Annotated in this window: 19 protein-coding genes; all 19 read left to right on the top strand. The window is 70.1% G+C overall.

Features of this window, described 5'->3' with window-relative positions; genetic code table 11:
* Positions 1–77: 77 nt before the first annotated feature.
* The 19 genes from scpB (at position 78) to NS331_RS06935 (ending at position 19,468) form a co-directional block, all read left to right on the top strand.
* Positions 78–896: an SMC-Scp complex subunit ScpB gene (scpB, locus tag NS331_RS07025; protein ID WP_058641289.1), complete on the top strand. Its 819-nt coding sequence runs from the start codon at positions 78–80 to the stop codon at positions 894–896.
* Positions 889–2,568 carry a pseudouridine synthase gene (locus NS331_RS07020; protein ID WP_058641288.1) on the top strand — a complete coding sequence of 560 codons (1,680 nt, stop codon included), beginning with the start codon at positions 889–891 and terminating at the stop codon, positions 2,566–2,568. Before scpB ends, NS331_RS07020 begins: the two co-directional genes overlap by 8 nt.
* Before the next feature lie 207 nt (positions 2,569–2,775).
* Positions 2,776–3,201, top strand: a complete 426-nt coding sequence (ndk, locus tag NS331_RS07015) for a nucleoside-diphosphate kinase (protein ID WP_058641287.1) — start codon at positions 2,776–2,778, stop codon at positions 3,199–3,201.
* A gap of 26 nt (positions 3,202–3,227) precedes the next feature.
* Entirely contained in the window at positions 3,228–4,382 is a 1,155-nt protein-coding gene (rlmN, locus tag NS331_RS07010; protein WP_058641286.1) for a dual-specificity RNA methyltransferase RlmN, read from the top strand.
* On the top strand, positions 4,379–5,236 hold the full coding sequence (gene pilW, locus NS331_RS07005) for a type IV pilus biogenesis/stability protein PilW (RefSeq protein ID WP_058641285.1): 858 nt from the start codon (positions 4,379–4,381) through the stop codon (positions 5,234–5,236). Before rlmN ends, pilW begins: the two co-directional genes overlap by 4 nt.
* Positions 5,229–6,155, top strand: coding sequence for a helix-turn-helix domain-containing protein (locus NS331_RS07000; RefSeq protein ID WP_058641284.1), 927 nt, complete (start codon positions 5,229–5,231; stop codon positions 6,153–6,155). The genes pilW and NS331_RS07000 overlap by 8 nt, the downstream gene beginning before the upstream one ends.
* 61 nt (positions 6,156–6,216) lie before the next feature.
* A complete protein-coding gene (ispG, locus tag NS331_RS06995) occupies positions 6,217–7,512 on the top strand; it encodes a flavodoxin-dependent (E)-4-hydroxy-3-methylbut-2-enyl-diphosphate synthase (protein WP_193758054.1) in 1,296 nt (431 codons plus the stop codon).
* Between the two features lie 15 nt (positions 7,513–7,527).
* Positions 7,528–8,826, top strand: a complete 1,299-nt coding sequence (gene hisS / locus NS331_RS06990; RefSeq protein ID WP_058641283.1) for a histidine--tRNA ligase — start codon at positions 7,528–7,530, stop codon at positions 8,824–8,826.
* A 14-nt stretch (positions 8,827–8,840) separates the two neighbouring features.
* Positions 8,841–9,509, top strand: a complete 669-nt coding sequence (locus NS331_RS06985; protein WP_058641282.1) for a YfgM family protein — start codon at positions 8,841–8,843, stop codon at positions 9,507–9,509.
* A 29-nt stretch (positions 9,510–9,538) separates the two neighbouring features.
* Entirely contained in the window at positions 9,539–10,675 is a 1,137-nt protein-coding gene (gene bamB / locus NS331_RS06980; protein ID WP_058641281.1) for an outer membrane protein assembly factor BamB, read from the top strand.
* 80 nt (positions 10,676–10,755) lie between these two features.
* Positions 10,756–12,105, top strand: coding sequence for a ribosome biogenesis GTPase Der (gene der / locus NS331_RS06975; protein WP_058641280.1), 1,350 nt, complete (start codon positions 10,756–10,758; stop codon positions 12,103–12,105).
* 135 nt (positions 12,106–12,240) lie between these two features.
* Positions 12,241–12,486, top strand: coding sequence for an RNA chaperone Hfq (gene hfq / locus NS331_RS06970; RefSeq protein ID WP_058641279.1), 246 nt, complete (start codon positions 12,241–12,243; stop codon positions 12,484–12,486).
* 40 nt (positions 12,487–12,526) lie between these two features.
* Positions 12,527–13,711 carry a GTPase HflX gene (gene hflX, locus NS331_RS06965; RefSeq protein WP_058641278.1) on the top strand — a complete coding sequence of 395 codons (1,185 nt, stop codon included), beginning with the start codon at positions 12,527–12,529 and terminating at the stop codon, positions 13,709–13,711.
* 76 nt (positions 13,712–13,787) lie between these two features.
* Positions 13,788–15,128 carry an FtsH protease activity modulator HflK gene (hflK, locus tag NS331_RS06960; RefSeq protein ID WP_058641277.1) on the top strand — a complete coding sequence of 447 codons (1,341 nt, stop codon included), beginning with the start codon at positions 13,788–13,790 and terminating at the stop codon, positions 15,126–15,128.
* A gap of 19 nt (positions 15,129–15,147) precedes the next feature.
* Positions 15,148–16,047 (top strand): protease modulator HflC, encoded by a 900-nt coding sequence (gene hflC / locus NS331_RS06955; protein WP_058641276.1) that lies wholly within the window; start codon positions 15,148–15,150, stop codon positions 16,045–16,047.
* Complete coding sequence (locus NS331_RS06950) at positions 16,047–16,235, top strand: DUF2065 domain-containing protein (RefSeq protein ID WP_058641275.1); 189 nt, start codon at positions 16,047–16,049, stop codon at positions 16,233–16,235. Before hflC ends, NS331_RS06950 begins: the two co-directional genes overlap by 1 nt.
* 178 nt (positions 16,236–16,413) lie before the next feature.
* Entirely contained in the window at positions 16,414–17,574 is a 1,161-nt protein-coding gene (locus NS331_RS06945; protein ID WP_058641274.1) for an ATP phosphoribosyltransferase regulatory subunit, read from the top strand.
* A gap of 15 nt (positions 17,575–17,589) precedes the next feature.
* Entirely contained in the window at positions 17,590–18,921 is a 1,332-nt protein-coding gene (locus NS331_RS06940) for an adenylosuccinate synthase (protein WP_058641273.1), read from the top strand.
* Between the two features lie 22 nt (positions 18,922–18,943).
* Complete coding sequence (locus NS331_RS06935) at positions 18,944–19,468, top strand: phosphoribosyltransferase (protein WP_058641272.1); 525 nt, start codon at positions 18,944–18,946, stop codon at positions 19,466–19,468.
* Positions 19,469–19,524: the final 56 nt, after the last annotated feature.

Below are 19,524 nucleotides of genomic sequence, written 5' to 3'. Positions count from 1 at the left end.
GGCGACCTTCTTTCTCTCTCGATCCGTCCTTCCCTGATCCGGCGCGCGCCGCGCGCCTTGCCTGGAACCTCGCCACCATGAACACGGCGGATGCCAAGCGCATTCTCGAAACCGCCCTGATGTGCTCATCGCAGCCGCTGACGCTGCGCGACATGCGCGTGCTCTTCGACGAGGAGGTGGGCGCGGACACGCTCAAGTCGCTGCTGGCGCAGATGCAGGACGAATGGGCCCAGCGCGGCCTGGAACTGGTGGGCGTGGCCAGCGGCTGGCGCTTCCAGAGCCGGCCCGAGATGCGCGACTTCCTCGACCGGCTGCATCCCGAGAAGCCGCCGCGCTACACCCGCGCCGCGCTCGAGACGCTGGCCATCATTGCCTACCGCCAGCCGGTCACCCGCGGCGACATGGAAGACATCCGCGGCGTCACCATCAATTCGCTGATCCTCAAGCAGCTGGAGGACCGCGGCTGGGTCGAGGTCATCGGCCACCGCGAAACCGTCGGCCGCCCGGCCCTCTATGCCACCACCCGGCAGTTCCTGGACGACCTGGGCCTGGCCTCGCTCGACCAGCTGCCGGTGATCGAGGCGCCGCAGCAGGCCGGCGACTTCGCCCAGGCGCTGGCGGCGCGCGGCCTGCCGCCCGAGGCCGCCCAGCCGGCACTGCCCATCGAGCCGCCGGCCGCCTCCGCGGAGGCCAGCGCTGCCGCCGAGGTGCCCGCCACCCCGCCGCCCACGCCGGACGCCGAACTGGCGGCCACGGCGGCGGCCGATCCTGCCGAGGCGGCCGACCTGGCGCCCACCGGTGCCGCCGATCCCACGCCCACCGGCGCAGACGAGCCTGTGGCGCCCGACGCGCCGCCGGCCGACCCGAACACTTCCCCGGAACCCCGCCATGACTGAACCCGATTCCGAACAGGGCCTGCCCGCGGGCACCCCCGCCGCCGCCGACGCCCAGGCTCCCGGCGCCGCGCCGGCTCCCGAGGCCGGGCAGGACGCGCCGCCCGCCGCGCGCAAGCGCCGCACGCGCGGACAGCGTGAGACCGTGGCGGAAGCGCCCGTGCCGGACGAGGCCGAAGCGTCGGCTGGCCCCGCCGAGGCGTCGGCCGTTGCGAGCGCCGATCCGGCCGACGTGGCGGCTGCACAGGATGCCCCGGCCGCGCCGGACGCGGCGCCCGCCCCCGTCGACACGGCGCCCGCCGATGCGCCGGCGGCCCCGACCCGGTCCCAGCGCCCGGCCGCCGCACGCCCCTCCGTCCAGGTGTCCGACGACGAATCCGATGCCGACGACGGCCTGGACGACGACGAATACGACGATGACGAGGACGACTCGGCCGATGCCGCCGGAGGCCGTCCGGCGCGCGGTCCGGCGCCGGAGCCGCTGCAGTTCGCCGACGTCGTTTCCGGCGACTACGACGCGCTGGAAGAAGAAGCCCCCGGCGCCGCGGCCAAGCGCGTGCTGCTGCCGCAGGCCGATGCGCCCAAGCTGCACAAGGTGCTGGCCCAGGCCGGCCTGGGCTCCCGGCTGGAGATGGAGCGGCTGATCCTGGAAGGCCGCATCTCGGTCAACAACGAGCCGGCCCACGTCGGCCAGCGCATCCAGTACGGCGACCAGGTCAAGGTCAACGGCAAGCCCATCCACTACCGCATCGCGCCGCCGCCGGCGCGGGTGATCGCCTACCACAAGCCGGTCGGCGAGGTCGTGACGCACGACGATCCGCAGAACCGCCCGACCGTGTTCCGCAAGCTGCCGCGCCTGCGCCAGGGCAAGTGGCAGTCGGTCGGCCGGCTGGACCTGAACACCGAAGGCCTGCTGCTCTTCACCAGCTCGGGCGAGCTGGCCAACAAGCTGATGCACCCGCGCTTCGGCCTGGAGCGCGAGTACGCCGTGCGCGTGCTCGGCGCCCTGTCGAACGAGGAAAAGCAGAAGCTGCTCGACGGCGTGCGCCTGGACGACGGCGTGGCCCAGTTCGGCACCATCGAGGACGGCGGCGGCGAAGGCTCCAACTGCTGGTACCGCGTCACCATCTCCGAAGGCCGCAACCGCGAGGTGCGCCGCCTGTTCGAGGCGGTGGGCCATGCGGTGAGCCGGCTGATCCGCATCCGCTACGGCGCCATGCTGCTGCCGCGCGGCCTCAAGCGCGGCGCCTGGATGGAGCTGGACGAATCCGACATCCGCGCCCTGACGCAGGCCGCGGGGGCCGAGATGCCCCGTCCGCGCCGCGAGGAGCAGGGCGGGCGCGGCAACAACCGCAACGCGGGCGGCCGGCGTGCCGGCCCGCCGCGCAGCGGCGGCCCGCGCGGCAACGGCCAGCCCTACGGCAACAAGGACGGCGGCTGGGCCGGCAAGGGCGGCGGCAAGCCCGGCGCCCAGGGCCCGGGGCCCGGCGGCCGCAAGGGCGGCGGTGGCGGCGCGGGCAAGAACGCCGGCGCCAGCCAGCCCGATCCGATGAAGACCTCTTTCGGCTACATCGGTGCCGACAGCTTCACCCGCCAGCGCAAGGATGCCAAGCGCGGCGGTCCCGGCGGCGGCGGCGGGGGTGGCGGCTTCGGCGGCCGCAAGCGCGGACGCTGAAAAATTCGCTTTCTTCACCAGCCTGTCGCGCAGGTCTGGTGAAGTAATACCTTCGAATGCTGCGGGGCGCCCATTGCCGCGCATAAAATCGAGGGCTTTGCCGACAGAGCCGATGCTGGTTGGAGGTTGTCAGCCCTCCGCAAGGCGGCGGCGCGGGAACCTGCGGCAAACGTCTTTCCTCCCATTCAACCTCAGAGAAAAAAGCCCATGGCCATCGAACGCACCCTGTCCATCGTCAAGCCCGACGCCGTTGCCAAGAACGTGATCGGCAAGATCGTCTCCCGTTTCGAGGCCGCCGGCCTGAAGATCGCCGCTGCCAAGCTGGTGCACCTGTCGCGCGCCGAAGCCGAGCAGTTCTACGGCGTCCACAAGGAGCGTCCCTTCTTCAAGGACCTGGTCGACTTCATGATCTCCGGCCCCGTGTTCGTGCAGGTCCTGGAAGGCGAAGGCGCCATCGCCAAGAACCGCGACCTGATGGGCGCCACCGACCCCAAGAAGGCTGCCCCCGGCACCATCCGCGCCGACTTCGCCGACAGCATCGACGCCAACGCCGTGCACGGCTCCGACGCGCCCGAGACGGCCGCCAACGAGATCGCCTTCTTCTTCCCCTCGATGAACGTCTACAGCCGCTGAGGCTGGACCCGTCCGCGCCCTTCGCCATGACCGTGACCAACCTGCTCGACTTCGATCTGGAAGGGCTGGCCGCGTTCTGCGAGGGCCTGGGCGAAAAGCGCTTCCGCGCCACGCAGCTGTTCCGCTGGATCCACCAGCGCGGCGCGAGCGACTTCGAGCAGATGAGCGATCTGGCGAAGTCGCTGCGCGGCAAGCTCGCGGCCTGCGCCACCGTCACGCCGCTGCCCGTGCTGACGCAGCAGGAATCGGCCGACGGCACCATCAAGTGGCTGTTCGACGTCGGCAACGGCGATGCGGTGGAAGCCGTCTTCATTCCCGAAGAGGACCGCGGCACGCTGTGCGTGTCCTCGCAGGCCGGCTGCGCCGTGGGCTGCCGCTTCTGCTCCACGGGCCACCAGGGCTTCAGCCGCAACCTGAGCACGGCCGAGATCGTCGCCCAGCTGTGGTTCGCCGAGCATTTCCTGCGCCGCCACCTGGGCCGCGACGAACGCGTCATCTCCAATGTGGTGATGATGGGCATGGGCGAGCCGCTGCAGAACTACGGCGCGCTGGTGCCGGCGCTGCGCACCATGCTGGACGACAACGCCTACGGCCTGTCGCGCCGACGCGTCACCGTCTCCACCTCCGGCGTGGTGCCCATGATGGACCGCCTGGGCGCCGACTGCCCCGTGGCCCTGGCCGTGTCGCTGCACGCACCCAACGATGCGCTGCGCGACGACCTGGTGCCGCTGAACCGCAAGTACCCGCTGGCCGAGCTCATGAGCGCCTGCAAGCGCTACCTGGAGCCCGCCCCGCGCGACTTCATCACCTTCGAATACTGCATGCTGGATGGCGTCAACGACCAGCCCGAGCATGCCCGTCAGCTGATCGAACTGGTGCGCACGAGCGGCGTGTCCTGCAAGTTCAACCTGATTCCCTTCAACCCCTTCCCGGCATCCGGGCTGGTGCGCTCGCCGACGCCGCGGGTGCAGGCCTTCGCGCGGCTGCTGGCCGATGCGGGCATCGTCACCACCGTGCGCAAGACGCGCGGCGACGACATCGACGCCGCCTGTGGCCAGCTGGCCGGCGACGTCAAGGACCGCACCCGCGCGGCCGAGCGCATGGCCCAGCGCCGCACGGTCATGATGCGCCGGGCCGAGACGCTGCCGGCGAACCAGCCGGCCGGAGAAGCCGCACGATGATCCTGGGCCGGCCGCCTTTCCTGTTCTTCCTGCCTGCCGCGCGCCTGCCGGCCGCGGCGTTGCTGCTGTGCATCGCCGGCGTGGTGGCCGGCTGCAAGAGCACCGCGCCCGCCGCCGTCACGCCGCCGCCCCCGCCCGGCGCCACGCCGCTGCCGGTGGAGGCCGTCGACCCCGCCACCCAGGCCAAGCGCCGGGGCCAGCTGCGGCTGGAACTGGCGCTGGGCTATTTCGAGCAGGGCCAGAACCAGGTCGCGCTGGAGGAAGTGCGCAACGCGCTGACGGCCGATCCGTCCCTCGGCGCCGCCTACAACCTGCGCGGCCTGATCTACATGCGGCTGGACGACCCGGCGCAGGCCGAGGACAGCTTCCGCCGCGCGGTGGCCCTCAATCCGCGCGACGCCGACACGCTGCACAACTACGGCTGGCTGCTGTGCCAGCAGAAGCGCTATGCGGACGCCACCCAGCGCTTCAATGCCGCGCTCGCAGTGCCGGGCTACCGCGATTCGGCACGCACGCTCATGACCCAGGGCCTGTGCCAGATGCAGGCCGGCGATCCGGCCGGCGCGCAGCGCTCGCTGACCCAGGCCTACGAACTGGACAGCGCCAATCCGGTGGTCGGCTACAACCTGGCGCTGCTCATGTACCAGCGGCGCGACGACACGCGGGCCCTGTTCTACATCCGGCGGGTCAACAACAGCCAGGCGGCCAATGCGGAGTCGCTGTGGCTGGGCATCCGCATCGAGCGGCGCCTGGGCAACCGGGAGGCCGTGTCGCAGCTGGCGGACCAGCTCAAGCGGCGCTTCCCCGATGCGCGCGAAACCTTGGCCTACGAGCGTGGGAATTTCAATGACTGATCAGGCGAGCGATCCGGTGCAGGGCGGCCCGGGCCAGCCGGTGGCCCGGCCGACGGCCGGCCAGATGCTGCGCGAGGCGCGGGAGGTGCACGACCTGCCGCTGGAGGTGGTGGCCGCGGCCCTCAAGGTGCCGCCGCACAAGCTGGCCGCGCTGGAGGCCGACGATCTGCAGGCACTGCCCGATCCGGTGTTCGCCCGCGCCCTGGCCGCCAGCGTGTGCCGCGCGCTGCGCGTCGATCCGGCGCCGGTGCTGGCTCGCCTGCCTGGCGCGCCGCGCACCACGCTCGCCGAAACCGACCGCGCCGTGGGCGGTGCCATCAAGTCGACCACGCACCGTGGCGGCAGCATGGGCCGCGCCGCGCCGGGACTCTCCCGTCCCCTGATTGCCATGGTGGTGGTGCTGCTGGCCGCGGCGGCGCTGCTTTTCTGGGTGCCGCAGAGCGCCATCGACAAGGTGACGGCGGCCCTCGCGCCGCAAGGCGGCCGTTCGCCGTCGGCCCAGGTCGATCAGGCCGGCGGCGTGCCGGCCGAGGCCGTGGCGCCGGTGGCGGCCGAACCGTCGGCCGCAGCGCCCCTGCCCGCCGCGACGGCGTCACAGCCCGTGGCCACGCCGGCCGAGGCCCCGGCGGCAGTGGCCGCCGCACCGGCCCCGCCGGTTGCAGCGGCGGCCGATCCCCTGCAGATCACCGCCAAGGCCGAGGCCTGGGTGTCGGTGTCCGAGGCCGGCGGCAAGGTGCTGCAGCAGCGCACCCTGGCGCCGGGCGAATCCATGTCGCTCACCGGCAAGCTGCCGCTTTCCGTGGTCATCGGCCGCGCTTCGGCGGTGGACGTGGTGGTCCACGGCAAGCCCTTCGACCTGACGCCCATCGCCCGCACCGGCGGCGTCGCCCGTTTCGAAGTCAAGGCGGAGGCGCCGTGACGCGGCCCGTCCGCGCTGTGCGCGCCGGCCTCGCGGGCCTGCGCGCGTTGGAGGTCGCACCATGAGCTTCGATCGCATCCTCGATCCGTCCGCCCGCCCCATCGCCGCGGCCAGCCCGGCGCCGCGCCGCTCGCGCCAGGCGCGCGTGGTCTGGGGTCCGCGCGTGGTCACCGTCGGCGGCGATGCCCCGGTGCGCGTGCAGTCCATGACCAACACCGACACGGTGGACGCCATCGGCACCGCCATCCAGGTCAAGGAACTGGCGCAGGCCGGCTCCGAGATGGTCCGCATCACCGTCAACACGCCCGAGGCGGCGGCCCAGGTGCCCTACATCCGCGAGCAGCTCGACCGCATGGGCGTGGACGTGCCGCTGGTGGGCGACTTCCACTACAACGGCCACCGGCTGCTGACCGAGTTCCCGGCCTGCGCCGAGGCGCTGTCCAAGTACCGCATCAACCCCGGCAACGTGGGCAAGGGCGACAAGAAGGACCGCCAGTTCGGCCAGATGATCGAAGCCGCCATGCGCTGGAACAAGGTGGTGCGCATCGGCGTCAACTGGGGCAGCCTGGACCAGGAGCTGCTGGCCGGCCTGATGGACGCCAACAGCCGCCGCGCCGAGCCCTGGGATGCCAAGGCCGTGATGTACGAGGCGCTGGTCAGCTCGGCCATCGATTCCGCGCGCCTGGCCGAGTCGATGGGCATGGACGGCGACCAGATCATCCTGAGCTGCAAGGTGAGCGGCGTGCAGGACCTGATTTCCGTCTACCGCGAACTGGGCCACCGCTGCGACTACGCGCTGCATCTGGGCCTCACCGAAGCCGGCATGGGCACCAAGGGCACCGTGGCCTCGGCCACGGCGCTGTCGATCCTGCTGCAGGAAGGCATCGGCGACACCATCCGCGTGAGCCTGACGCCCCAGCCGGGCGAGGCCCGCACGCAGGAGGTGGTGATTGCCACCGAGATCCTGCAGGCGCTCGGCCTGCGCGTGTTCGTGCCCAGCGTCACCGCCTGCCCCGGCTGTGGCCGCACCACCAGCACCACCTTCCAGGAACTGGCCAAACAGATCGACGACTACCTGCGCATGCAGATGCCCGTCTGGCGCAACCGGTACCCGGGCGTCGAGGCGCTGAAGGTGGCCGTCATGGGCTGCATCGTCAACGGCCCGGGCGAGAGCAAGCATGCCGACATCGGCATCAGCCTGCCCGGCACCGGGGAGGCGCCGGCCGCGCCCGTCTTCATCGACGGCGAGAAGGCGCTGACCCTGCGCGGCGAGAACATCGCCGCCGAATTCCACCAGATCGTCGAAAACTACATCGAGAAGCGCTTCGGCCAGGCCACCGCCGCCGCTGGCGCCTGATCGAATCCCTGACCCATGGCTGAAAAGATCAGTGCCGTCAAAGGCATGAACGACATCCTGCCGCCGGAATCGGCGCGCTGGGAATGGCTCGAAGGCATCGTGCGCGAACAGATGGCGCGCCACGCCTACCGCAACATCCGCACCCCCATCCTGGAGCACACGGCCCTGTTCGTGCGCGGCATCGGCGAGGTGACCGACATCGTCGAGAAGGAGATGTACTCCTTCGAGGACCGGCTCAACGGCGAGCAGCTGACGCTGCGCCCCGAGAACACGGCCAGCGTGGTGCGGGCGGTGACGGAGCATTCCTTCCTGTATGACGGCCCCAAGCGGCTCTGGTACACGGGTCCCATGTTCCGCCACGAGCGGCCGCAGCGTGGGCGCTACCGCCAGTTCCACCAGATCGGCGCCGAGGCACTGGGCTTTGCCGGTCCCGACGTCGATGCCGAGCTCATCCTCCTGGCCGCTTCGTTGTGGAAGGCGCTGGGCCTGGCCGACGTGCGCCTGGAGATCAACAGCCTGGGCCAGCCTGCCGAGCGCGCCGCGCACCGTGCCCAGCTGATCGCCCACTTCGAGCAGCATGCCGACAAGCTGGACGAGGACGGCAAGCGCCGCCTGCACAGCAACCCGCTGCGCATCCTGGACACCAAGAACCCGGCGATGAAGGACGTGGTCGAGGCGGCGCCCAAGCTGCTCGACTTCCTGGGCGAAGCCTCGCTCGCGCACTTCGACGGCCTGCGCGCCATCCTGGACGCCAACGGCGTCGCCTACACCATCAACCCGCGCCTGGTGCGCGGTCTGGACTACTACAACCTGTCGGTGTTCGAGTTCGTGACCGACCGCCTGGGTGCCCAGGGCACCGTGTGCGCCGGCGGCCGCTACGACGACCTGATCGCGCAGATCGGCGGCAAGCCCGCGCCGGCCGTGGGTTGGGCGATGGGCGTGGAACGCGTGCTGGCGCTGCTGGAAGAGCAGGGCGCCGACTTCCCCGCCGCCGCGCCCGACGTCTTCGCCGTCGTGCCCGATGCCTCCGCCATGCCCGTCGTGCTGCGCACGCTGACGCAGCTGCGCGAGATGGGCCTGCAGGTGCAGATGCACGCCGCCGGCCCCGACGGGCAGGGCAGCTTCAAGTCGCAGTTCAAGCGGGCAGACGCCAGCGGCGCGCGCCATGCGCTGGTCTTCGGCGCCGACGAGCTGGCCCGGGGCGAGGTGACGATCAAGTCCCTGCGCGACGGCAGCGGTGCCCAGGCCACCCGGGTGCTCGCCGACGTGTCCGCCTGGGGCCCGACCCTACAATCCGCCGCTTCCCAAGACTGACCTCCACCTTCCGCATGGCGACCCATCTCGATCTCGAAGAGCAGGAACAGCTCGACCGCCTCAAGCACTTCTGGAACGTGTACGGCACCCTGATCACCGGCCTGGTGATCGTGGTGGCCGTGGCCGTGCTGGGATGGAATGGCTGGCAATACTGGCAGGCCCGTCAGTCGGCCCAGGCCGCCGCGCTCTACGACGAGCTGGACCGTGCCGTGCAGGCCGGCGATCCGGCCAAGGTCGAACGTGCCTTCGACGACATGAAGGCCCGCTTCGCCGGCACCGTCTATGCCCAGCAGGCCGGCCTGCTGGCCAGCAAGACTCTGGCCGACAAGGACAAGGCCGATGCCAGCCGCGCCGCGCTGGCGTGGGTGGCCGAGAAGGGCAGCGATCCGGGCTACCGCGCCGTGGCCCGCCTGCGCCTGGCGGCCATGCTGATGGCCACCAAGTCCTACGACGAGGCGCTCAAGCAGCTCGACGGCAGCTTCCCCGACGAATTCAAGGGCCTCGCCTTCGATCGCCGGGGCGATGTGCTGCTGGCCCAGGGCAAGCGCAACGAGGCGCGGGAGGACTACAAGAAGGCCTGGGCCGCGCTCGCCGACGACGCCGCCTACCGCCGCCTGGTCGAGATCAAGCTCAATGCCGTGGGCGTGGACCCGCGCACGCTGACCGCCAAGGCCACTTCCTGAAACGCTTTCCCCAGTTCATGAACCCGTCGATGCTGTCCAAGACTCTCGCTTCCGTCCTGCGCGCCACCTGCGCCGGCGTCGTCGTCGCCGCCCTGGCGGCCTGTTCCAGCACGCCCAAGCCCAAGCCGGCCGAGCTGCCCGCCAACCCGGCCACGCTGGGCGTGAGCCAGGCCTGGAGCCTCAAGCTGCCGGCCGTGACCTTCCCGCTGCACACCGCCGTCACCGGCGACACGGTGACGGTCGCGGGCACCGACGGCACCGTGGTCGCCATCGACGCCCGGCAGGGCCGCGAACTCTGGCGCGTCCAGGTCGGTGCGCCGCTGAGCGCGGGCGTCGGCAGCGACGGCCAGATGGCTGCCGTGGTCACGCGCGACAACGAGCTGGTGGCCATCACCGGCGGCAAGGTGCTCTGGAAGGAGCGGCTCGCCGCCGAGACCTTCACGCCGCCCCTGGTGGCCGGCCGCCGCGTGTTCGTCCAGACGGCCGACCGCACGACCGCCGCCTTCGACGGCCAGACCGGCCGCCGCCTGTGGCAGCAGAGCCGCGCCGGCGCCGACGCGCTGGTGCTGCGCCGCCCCGGCGTGCTGCTGCCCTTCGGCGACACCCTGGTCACCGGCATCGGCGCGCGCCTGGTGGGCATGAACCCGGCCAACGGCATCTCCCGCTGGGAAGTGCCCGTGGCCTCGCCGCGTGGCACCAACGACGTCGAGCGCCTGGTGGACCTCACCGGCACGGTCAGCCGGGTCGGCGACAGCATCTGCGCACGTGCCTACTACGCGGCCGTCGGCTGCGTCGATGCGCAGCGCGGCGTGCTGATGTGGACGCAGGCCTCGGTGGGCTCGGTCGGCGTGTCCGGCGACGACACCATGGTCTATGGCGTGGACAACAGCGGCACCGTGGTCGCCTGGCGCCGCGCCGACGGCCAGCGTGCGTGGTCCATGGACCGCCTGCGCCTGCGCAACCTGACGGCCCCGCTGGCCGTCGGCAGCACCCTGGTGGTGGGCGAGGACACCGGCACGGTGCACTTCCTGTCGCGCCAGGACGGCGCGGTGCTCAACCGCCTGGTGCCGGACGGCTCGGCCGTGGAGACGGCGCCGGTGGTGGCGGCCGACACGGTGGTGGTCGTCACCCGCAACGGCGGCGTGTTCGGCTACCGCCCGAACTGAATCGCAAGCAAGAAGAAGAGGAGGGCGGCCGGCTTGCCTGCCGCCCCATGGTCGATGAATCGTCAAGAACAAAGGTCTGCATGAAGCCGGTCCTCGCGCTCGTCGGGCGCCCCAACGTCGGCAAGTCGACCCTGTTCAACCGGTTGACGGGCACGCGCGACGCCATCGTGGCCGACTTCGCCGGCCTCACCCGCGACCGCCACTACGGCAGCGGCCGTGCGGGCCCGCGCGAATTCATCGTCATCGACACCGGCGGCTTCGAGCCCGATGCCGGCAGCGGCATCTACCAGGAGATGGCCAAGCAGACGCGCCAGGCGGTGGCCGAGGCGGATGTGGTGGTCTTCGTGGTCGATGCGCGCGAGGGCCTCTCCGCGCAGGACCACGACATCGCCAACGAGTTGCGCCGCCTGGGCAAGCCCTGCGTGCTGGCGGCCAACAAGGCCGAAGGCATGAAGGACGCGGCCCGCCTGGGCGAGTTCTACGAGCTGGGTCTGGGCGAAGTGCATCCGGTGTCGTCCGCCCACGGCCAGGGCGTGCGGGCGCTGGTCGATCTGGCGCTGGACGCGCTGCCGCCGGTCGACGAGGACGATGCCGACGCCGAGGACGACGGCGCCCAGCGCCCGATCCGCCTGGCGGTGGCGGGCCGGCCCAACGTCGGCAAGTCCACGCTCATCAACACCTGGCTGGGCGAGGAGCGCCTGGTGGCCTTCGACATGCCGGGCACCACGCGCGACGCCATCACCGTGCCGCTGGAGCGCAACGGTCAGCGCTTCGAGTTGATCGACACCGCTGGCCTGCGCCGCAAGGGCAGGGTGTTCGAGGCCATCGAGAAGTTCTCGGTGGTCAAGACGCTGCAGGCCATCGAGTCCGCCAACGTGGCGCTGCTGCTGATCGATGCCACCCAGGGCGTGACCGACCAGGATGCGCACATCGCGGGCTTCATTCTCGAAGCCGGCCGGGCCGTGGTGATCGCCATCAACAAGTGGGATGCCGTGGACAGCTACCAGCGCGAGCAGCTGCAGCGGCAACTGGAGAACCGGCTGCCCTTCCTGAAGTTCGCGCCGGTGCATTTCATCTCGGCGCGCAAGCGGCTGGGGCTGGGGCCGGTGTGGCAGTCCATCGGGCAGGCGCACAAGTCGGCCACGCGCAAGATGTCCACCCCGGTGCTCACGCGGGTGCTGCTGGAGTCGGTGCAGTTCCAGGCGCCCAAGAAGAGCGGCATGTACCGCCCCAAGCTGCGCTATGCGCACCAAGGCGGCATGAATCCGCCGGTTATCGTGATCCACGGCAATTCGCTGGAGCACGTGAGCGACAGCTACCGGCGCTTTCTCGAGACGCGCTTCCGCAAGGAGTTCGACCTGATCGGCACGCCGCTGCGCGTCGAATTCAAGACGTCGCATAACCCCTATGCGGACAAGGATGGTGGCTGAGAAGCCATCATGGCGTTCCCACCCGGGCAGTAGCCGTTCTTTTTTCAGCGGCTTTGGTGCGGCACCGTCGCACCGCGTAAACCCTGTGTTAAGGTGCCCGGTCCAACAACTCTTCTTCTGAACACGGAGAATATCGTGAGCAACAAAGGGCAACTTCTACAAGACCCGTTCCTGAACACGCTGCGCCGCGAGCATGTTCCTGTTTCGATCTACCTGGTCAACGGCATCAAGCTGCAGGGCCAGATCGAATCCTTCGACCAGTACGTCGTGCTGCTTCGCAACACGGTGACCCAAATGGTCTACAAGCACGCCATCTCGACCATCGTGCCGGGCCGCGCCGTCAACTTCTCGGTGACCGAGACCGACGCCGGCAGCGCCTGAGCCTCCCCTGGACGGATCGGCGAGCGTCGATCCGTCCATCATGAATCAGGCTCCCCCTCATTTGTCTGAAGCCATTCCCCGCCAGGAAGGCGCCGTCGTTCTGATTGGCGTCGATTTCGGCCTCCCCCATTTCGATGCCGAGCTCGAAGAGCTCGGCCTTCTCGCCCAAACCGCCGGCCTCGAGCCCGTCGCCCGCCTCGTCTGCAAGCGCAAGGCGCCCGACGCGGCGCTCTTCGTCGGCAGCGGCAAAGCCCAGGAAATCCGCGAACTCGCCGAGCTGTACCGCGCGAGCGAGGTGATCTTCGACCAGGCCCTGTCGCCCGCCCAGCAGCGCAACCTGGAGCGCGAACTCGGCGTCGCCGTCTACGACCGCACCTTCCTCATCCTCGAGATCTTCGCGCAGCGCGCGCGCAGCCACGAGGGCAAGCTGCAGGTCGAACTGGCGCGCCTGCAGTACCTCAGCACCCGTCTCGTGCGCCGCTGGTCCCACCTGGAGCGGCAGACCGGCGGTGCCGGCGTGCGCGGCGGCCCGGGCGAAAAGCAGATCGAGCTCGACCGCCGGATGATCGATTCGTCGATCAAGCGCACCCGGGAGCGGCTCGCGCGTGTGCAGAAGCAGCGCGGCACGCAGCGCCGCCAGCGCGAGCGCCGCGATACCTTCAACATCTCGCTGGTGGGCTACACCAACGCGGGCAAGTCCTCGCTGTTCAATGCGCTGGTCAAGGCCCGCGCCTATGCGGCCGACCAGCTGTTCGCGACGCTGGACACCACCACGCGCCACCTCTACCTGGGCGACGTGGGCCGGCGCGTGTCGATCTCCGACACCGTCGGCTTCATCCGCGAACTGCCGCACGGCCTGGTCGATGCCTTCCGCGCGACGCTGCAGGAGGCGGTGGACGCCGACCTGCTGCTGCACGTCGTCGATGCCGCCAATCCGCACCACCCGGAGCAGATCGCCGAGGTGCAGCAGGTGCTGGCCGACATCGGCGCCGACGACGTGCCGCAGCTCATGGTGTTCAACAAGCTCGATGCGCTGCCCGAGGAGCGCCGGCCGCTCAAGCTGGCCGACGCGATGGAGATCGACGGCCTGGCGGTGCCCCGCCTGTTCCTGAGCGCACGCGGCGGCGAAGGGCTGCCCGCGCTGCGTGAAGAACTGGCGCGGCGCGCGGCCGAAGCCGCGATCACCCCATGGCCGCAGTCCGAATTGCAAAGTGCCGACCACTGATTGGGCACAATAGCCCGCGCCAATCAAACCTAATCACCGAATGAAGTCAATGCCTGTGTGGAGACGGGTTCAGGGTATGTTCAACCTGAACGATGGCCGTTGGGGTCGGGGCGACGATGCGTCGTCTTCCTCCGAGGGCGACCGCCCGTCCACGAGCCGGCCTGAGGGCGAGCCGCCCGCGCCGCCCTCCAACCCGCGTCCGCGCCAGCAGGGCCCCAACCAGGGCCCGCCGGATCTCGACGAGCTGTGGCGGGACTTCAACCGCAAGCTCGGCGGGCTCTTCGGCGGCCGCGGCGGCAATGGCAACGGCAATGGCCCGCGTCCGCCGAACTTCGGTGGGGGCGGCGGCGGCAAGCCCGACATGCGCAATGCGGGCTTCGGCCTGGGTGCCGTCGTCGGCGTGGCCCTGCTGATCTGGCTGGGCACCGGCTTCTTCATCGTCAACGAAGGCCAGCAGGCGGTGATCACGCAGTTCGGCCGTTACAAGGAAACCGTGGGCGCCGGCTTCAACTGGCGGCTGCCGTATCCGATCCAGCGGCATGAGATCGTGGTCGTGACGCAGATCCGCTCCACGGACGTGGGGCGCGATGCCATCGTGCGTTCCACCGGCCTGCGCGAATCGGCCATGCTGACCGAGGACGAGAACATCGTCGAGATCAAGTTCGCGGTGCAGTACCGGCTGAGCAATGCGCGCGCCTGGCTGTTCGAGAGCAAGAACCCTTCCGAGACCGTGGTGCAGGTGGCCGAGACCGCCGTGCGCGAGGTCGTCGGCAAGATGAAGATGGACGCCGCCCTCGCCGAGGAGCGCGACCAGATCGCGCCGCGCGTGCGCCAGCTGATGCAGAACATCCTGGACCGCTACAAGGTGGGCGTCGAGGTGGTGGGCATCAACCTGCAGCAGGGCGGCGTGCGCCCGCCCGAGCAGGTGCAGGCCGCCTTCGACGACGTGCTCAAGGCCGGGCAGGAGCGCGAGCGCGCCAAGAACGAGGCCCAGGCCTATGCCAACGACGTGATCCCGCGCGCCGTGGGCACGGCCTCGCGCCTGAAGGAAGAGGCCGAGGCGTACAAGGCACGCGTGGCCGCCCAGGCACAGGGCGATGCGCAGCGCTTCAGCCAGGTGCTGACGGAATACCAGAAGGCGCCGCAGGTCACGCGCGACCGCATGTACACCGACACCATGCAGCAGATCTACGCCAACACCAGCAAAGTGCTGGTCGAAAGCCGGCAGGGCTCCAACCTGCTGTATCTGCCGCTGGACAAGCTGATGCAGCAGTCCGGCCAGAACGCCCCGGCCGCGGCCGATGCCGCGCCGCCCGCGGTGGCCGGCACCGCCCCGTCGCAGTCCTCCGCCATCCCGGTCGCGCCGGCCGAATCCCGGGCCCGCGACGCCCGCTCGCGCGAGCGCGACGTCCGCTGAGCCGGGGGAGAACAAGAACATGAACAGAATCGGTTTCATCGGCGCATCGCTGCTTATCCTGGTCGTGCTGGCCAGCTCCATGCTCTTCGTGGTGGACCAGCGCCAGTTCGGCGTGGTCTACCAGCTGGGCCAGATCAAGGAAGTCATCACCGAGCCCGGCCTCAAGTTCAAGCTGCCGCCGCCGGTGCAGAACGTGTCGTACATCGACAAGCGGCTGCTGACGCTGTCCAGCATGGACACCGAGCCCATGCTCACCGCCGAGAAGCAGCGCGTGGTGATCGACTGGTACGTGCGCTGGCGCATCGTCGACCCGTCGGCGTACATCCGCAACGTGGGCCTGGACGAGGGCGCCGGTGCGGTGCAACTCAACCGCGTGGTGCGCAACGCCTTCCAGGAGAACATCAACAAGCGCACCGTGCGCGACCTGATCTCCGCCCGCCGCGAGGACGTCATGAACGACGTCAAGCGCGAGGTGATGAACGTGGTGCAGGGCGGCAACCCCTGGGGCATCGAGATCGTCGACGTGCGGGTGACGCGCATCGACTATGTCGAGGCGATCACCGAGTCGGTGTATCGCCGCATGGAGGCCGAGCGCAAGCGCGTGGCCAACGAACTGCGTTCCACCGGCCAGGCCGAAGGCGAGAAGATCCGCGCCGACGCCGACCGCCAGCGCGAGGTCACGGTGGCCAACGCCTACCGCGACGCCCAGAAGATCAAGGGTGAGGGCGATGCCCAGGCCGCGTCTGCCTATGCCGATGCCTTCGGCCGCGATCCGCAGTTCGCGCAGTTCTACCGCAGCCTCGAGGCCTACAAGCAGAGCTTCAACAAGAAGAGCGACGTGCTCGTGGTGGACCCGGCCGCCACCGACTTCTTCCGCGCCATGCGCAGCAGCGGCAGCACCACCTCGAACCAGCGCTGATGAGCGGCGACAGCCTCTGGCAGGCGCTCGCGCTGGTGCTGGTGATCGAGGGGCTGTTCCCGCTCCTGTCGCCTGGCGGCTGGCGCCGGGCCTTCGGCCAGCTGCTGCAGCTGCGCGACGGCCAGCTGCGCTTCTTCGCGCTGTGCAGCGTGGCCGTGGGCCTGGCCTTGCTCTGGCTGGCCAGCTGACCGGCCAGGAGCCGCTTCCCGATCCTGTGCCTTGCCCGCGCGGGGACGTGGCGATGCCGCCCCGTCGCCCGCCGAGGGGCTCCCACGTTGGGCATTCGGGTGCCTGATCGGCCGCCCGCCTTCTCCGGCCCGTCGCCGAGGGCCGTTAGAATCCCGTTTTAACCACGGCCTATACGCCATGTCCGCCTGGGTCCTCCCGGATCACATTGCCGATGTGCTGCCCTCCGAGGCGCGCCACATCGAAGAACTCCGACGCCAACTCCTCGACACCGCCCGTGGCTATGGCTACGAGCTGGTGATGCCACCGCTCATCGAGCACCTGGAATCGCTCCTCTCGGGCACCGGCGAGGCGCTGGACCTGCAGACCTTCAAGCTCGTCGACCAGTTGTCGGGCCGCAGCATGGGCCTGCGCGCCGACACCACGCCGCAGGTCGCCCGCATCGACGCCCACCTGCTCAACCGCCAGGGCGTGGCGCGCCTGTGCTACTGCGGCCCCGTGCTGCATGCGCGGCCCGACGGTCCCAATGCCACGCGCGAGCCGCTGCAGTTCGGCGCCGAACTCTACGGCCATGCCGGCCGCGAGGCCGACCTCGAAGCGCTCGAGCTCGCCCTGGCCGCGCTGCGCGCCGCCGGCGTGCGCGATGCCCTGGTCGACCTGGGCGACGTGCGCATCGTGCATGCGCTGCTGGCCGGCGTGGCCGCGCCGCGTGACACGCTGGAGCGCGTGCATGCGGCCCTGGCCGCCAAGGACGCCAGCACGCTGGCGGTGCTCACGCGCGATTTCCCGCCTGCGTCCCGCGACGCGCTGCATGCGCTGCTTGCCCTCTACGGCGACGTGCGGGTGCTGGACGAGGCCGAAGAAGCGTTCGCCGCCTTCCCCGAGGCCCTGTCGGCCCTGGCCGGCCTGCGCTGGCTGGCCGGCCAGCTCGCGGAACTGGGTGGCGTGCGCGTGAGCTTCGACCTGGCCGACCTCCAGGGCTATGCCTACTACAGCGGTGCGCGCTTCGCCATCTATGCCGATGGCGCCAACGACTCGCTGGCCCGCGGCGGACGCTATGACGAGGTCGGCGCCGTGTTCGGCCGCAACCGGCCGGCCGTGGGCTTCAGCCTGGACGTGCGCAGCCTGGTCGCGGTGGTGCCGCGCCCGCCGCTGCGCGCCGCCATCCGCGCGCCCTGGAGCGACAGCGACGCGGGCCTGCGTGGCGCCATCGCCGCCCTGCGCGCCGCGGGCGAGACCGTGGTCTGCGCCCTGCCGGGCCACGAGAGCGAAATCGACGAGTTCCACTGCGACCGTGCGCTGCTGTGCACCGGCGGCCGGTGGGAAGTGAAAGCCATCTGATCAACGAGAACATTCATGAGCGTGACAACCGGACGTAACGTGGTCGTCGTCGGCACCCAGTGGGGCGACGAGGGCAAAGGCAAGCTGGTCGACTGGCTGACCGAAAGCGCGCAGGGTGTGGTGCGCTTCCAGGGCGGCCACAACGCGGGCCACACGCTGGTCATCAACGGCGTCAAGACGGCGCTGCACCTCATTCCCAGCGGCATCATGCGCCCGGGCGTGACCTGCTACATTGGCAACGGCGTGGTGCTGTCCTGCGCCAAGCTGTTCGAGGAGATCGAAGGGCTGGAAAAGGCGGGCGTGGAAGTGCGTTCGCGCCTGCGCGTATCCGAGGCCTGCCCGCTGATCCTGCCCTTCCACGCCGCGCTCGACGTGGCGCGCGAGGCATACCGCGAGAAGGGCGGCATCGAGAAGATCGGCACCACGGGCCGCGGCATCGGCCCGGCCTACGAGGACAAGATCGCCCGCCGCGCCCTGCGCGTGCAGGACCTGAAGCACCCGGAGCGCTTCGCGCAGAAGCTGCGCGTGCTGCTCGACCTGCACAACCATGTGCTGACGCAGGTGCTGGGTGCGCCGGCGATCGACTACGACACGGTGTATGCCGAGTCGATGAAGCATGCCGAGATCCTCAAGCCCATGATCGCCGACGTGTCGCGCGAACTCAACGAGGCCCACCGCAACGGCGCCAACCTGCTGTTCGAAGGCGCGCAGGGCACGCTGCTGGACGTGGACCACGGCACCTACCCCTACGTCACCTCCAGCAACTGCGTGGCCGGCAATGCCGCCGCCGGCTCGGGCGTGGGCCCGGGCATGCTGCACTACGTGCTGGGCATCACCAAGGCCTACTGCACCCGCGTGGGCGGTGGTCCGTTCCCCACCGAGCTGGACTGGGAGAAGCCCGGCACCGTGGGCTACCACCTTTCGACCGTGGGCGCCGAGAAGGGCGTGACCACCGGCCGCTCGCGCCGCTGCGGCTGGTTCGATGCCGCGCTGCTCAAGCGCTCGGCCCAGGTCAACGGCCTGTCGGGCCTGTGCATCACCAAGCTGGACGTGCTGGACGGCATCGACGAGCTCAAGCTGTGCACCGGCTACGAACTGGATGGCGAGCACATCGACATCCTGCCGATGGGCGCCGACGAGATCGAGCGCTGCGTGCCGGTGTACGAAACGCTGGAAGGCTGGAGCGACAGCACCGTGGGCGTCACCCAGTACGACAAGCTGCCGGTCAACGCCCGGCTGTACCTGCAGCGCATCGAGCAGGTGACGGGTGTGCCGATCGCCATGATCTCGACCAGCCCCGATCGCGACCACACGATCATGATGCGCCATCCCTACCTCGCCGATTGAACCCGCCAGGAGCCCACGACCCATGTTGACCGAAGACGGCAAGCACCTGTACGTCAGCTACGACGAGTACCACAACCTCATCGAGAAGCTCGCGCTCAAGATCCACCAGTCCGGCTGGGAGTTCGACAACATCCTGTGCCTGGCCCGTGGCGGCATGCGGCCCGGCGATGTGCTGTCGCGCATCTTCGACAAGCCGCTGGCCATCATGTCCACCAGCTCGTACCGGGCTGACGGCGGCACCGTCCAGGGCCACCTGGACATCGCCCACTACATCACCACGCCCAAGGGCGAGATCGCCGGCCGCGTGCTGCTGGTCGACGACCTGGCCGACTCCGGCCACACCCTGCAGGCCGTGGTGGAACTGCTGCGCACCAAGTACTCGCCCATCACCGAGCTGCGCAGCGCCGTGCTCTGGACCAAGCAGCTGTCGGTGTTCACGCCCGACTATTCGGTGGAGTATCTGGAAACCAATCCGTGGATCCACCAGCCCTTCGAGGGCTACGACACGATGCGGCCCGAGAAGCTGCTGAAGAAGTGGTCGGTCTGACGGACCTCTCACACTGAGTGCATCGGCCGGCCCCTCGTGGGCCGGTTCGTCGTTGT

Origin of the sequence: Pseudacidovorax intermedius (assembly GCF_001476815.1) — a bacterium.
Classification (GTDB): domain Bacteria; phylum Pseudomonadota; class Gammaproteobacteria; order Burkholderiales; family Burkholderiaceae_C; genus Xenophilus; species Xenophilus intermedius_A.
Note: the sequence above shows the minus strand (reverse complement) of the source record. Positions and strands in the feature narration are given on the sequence as shown.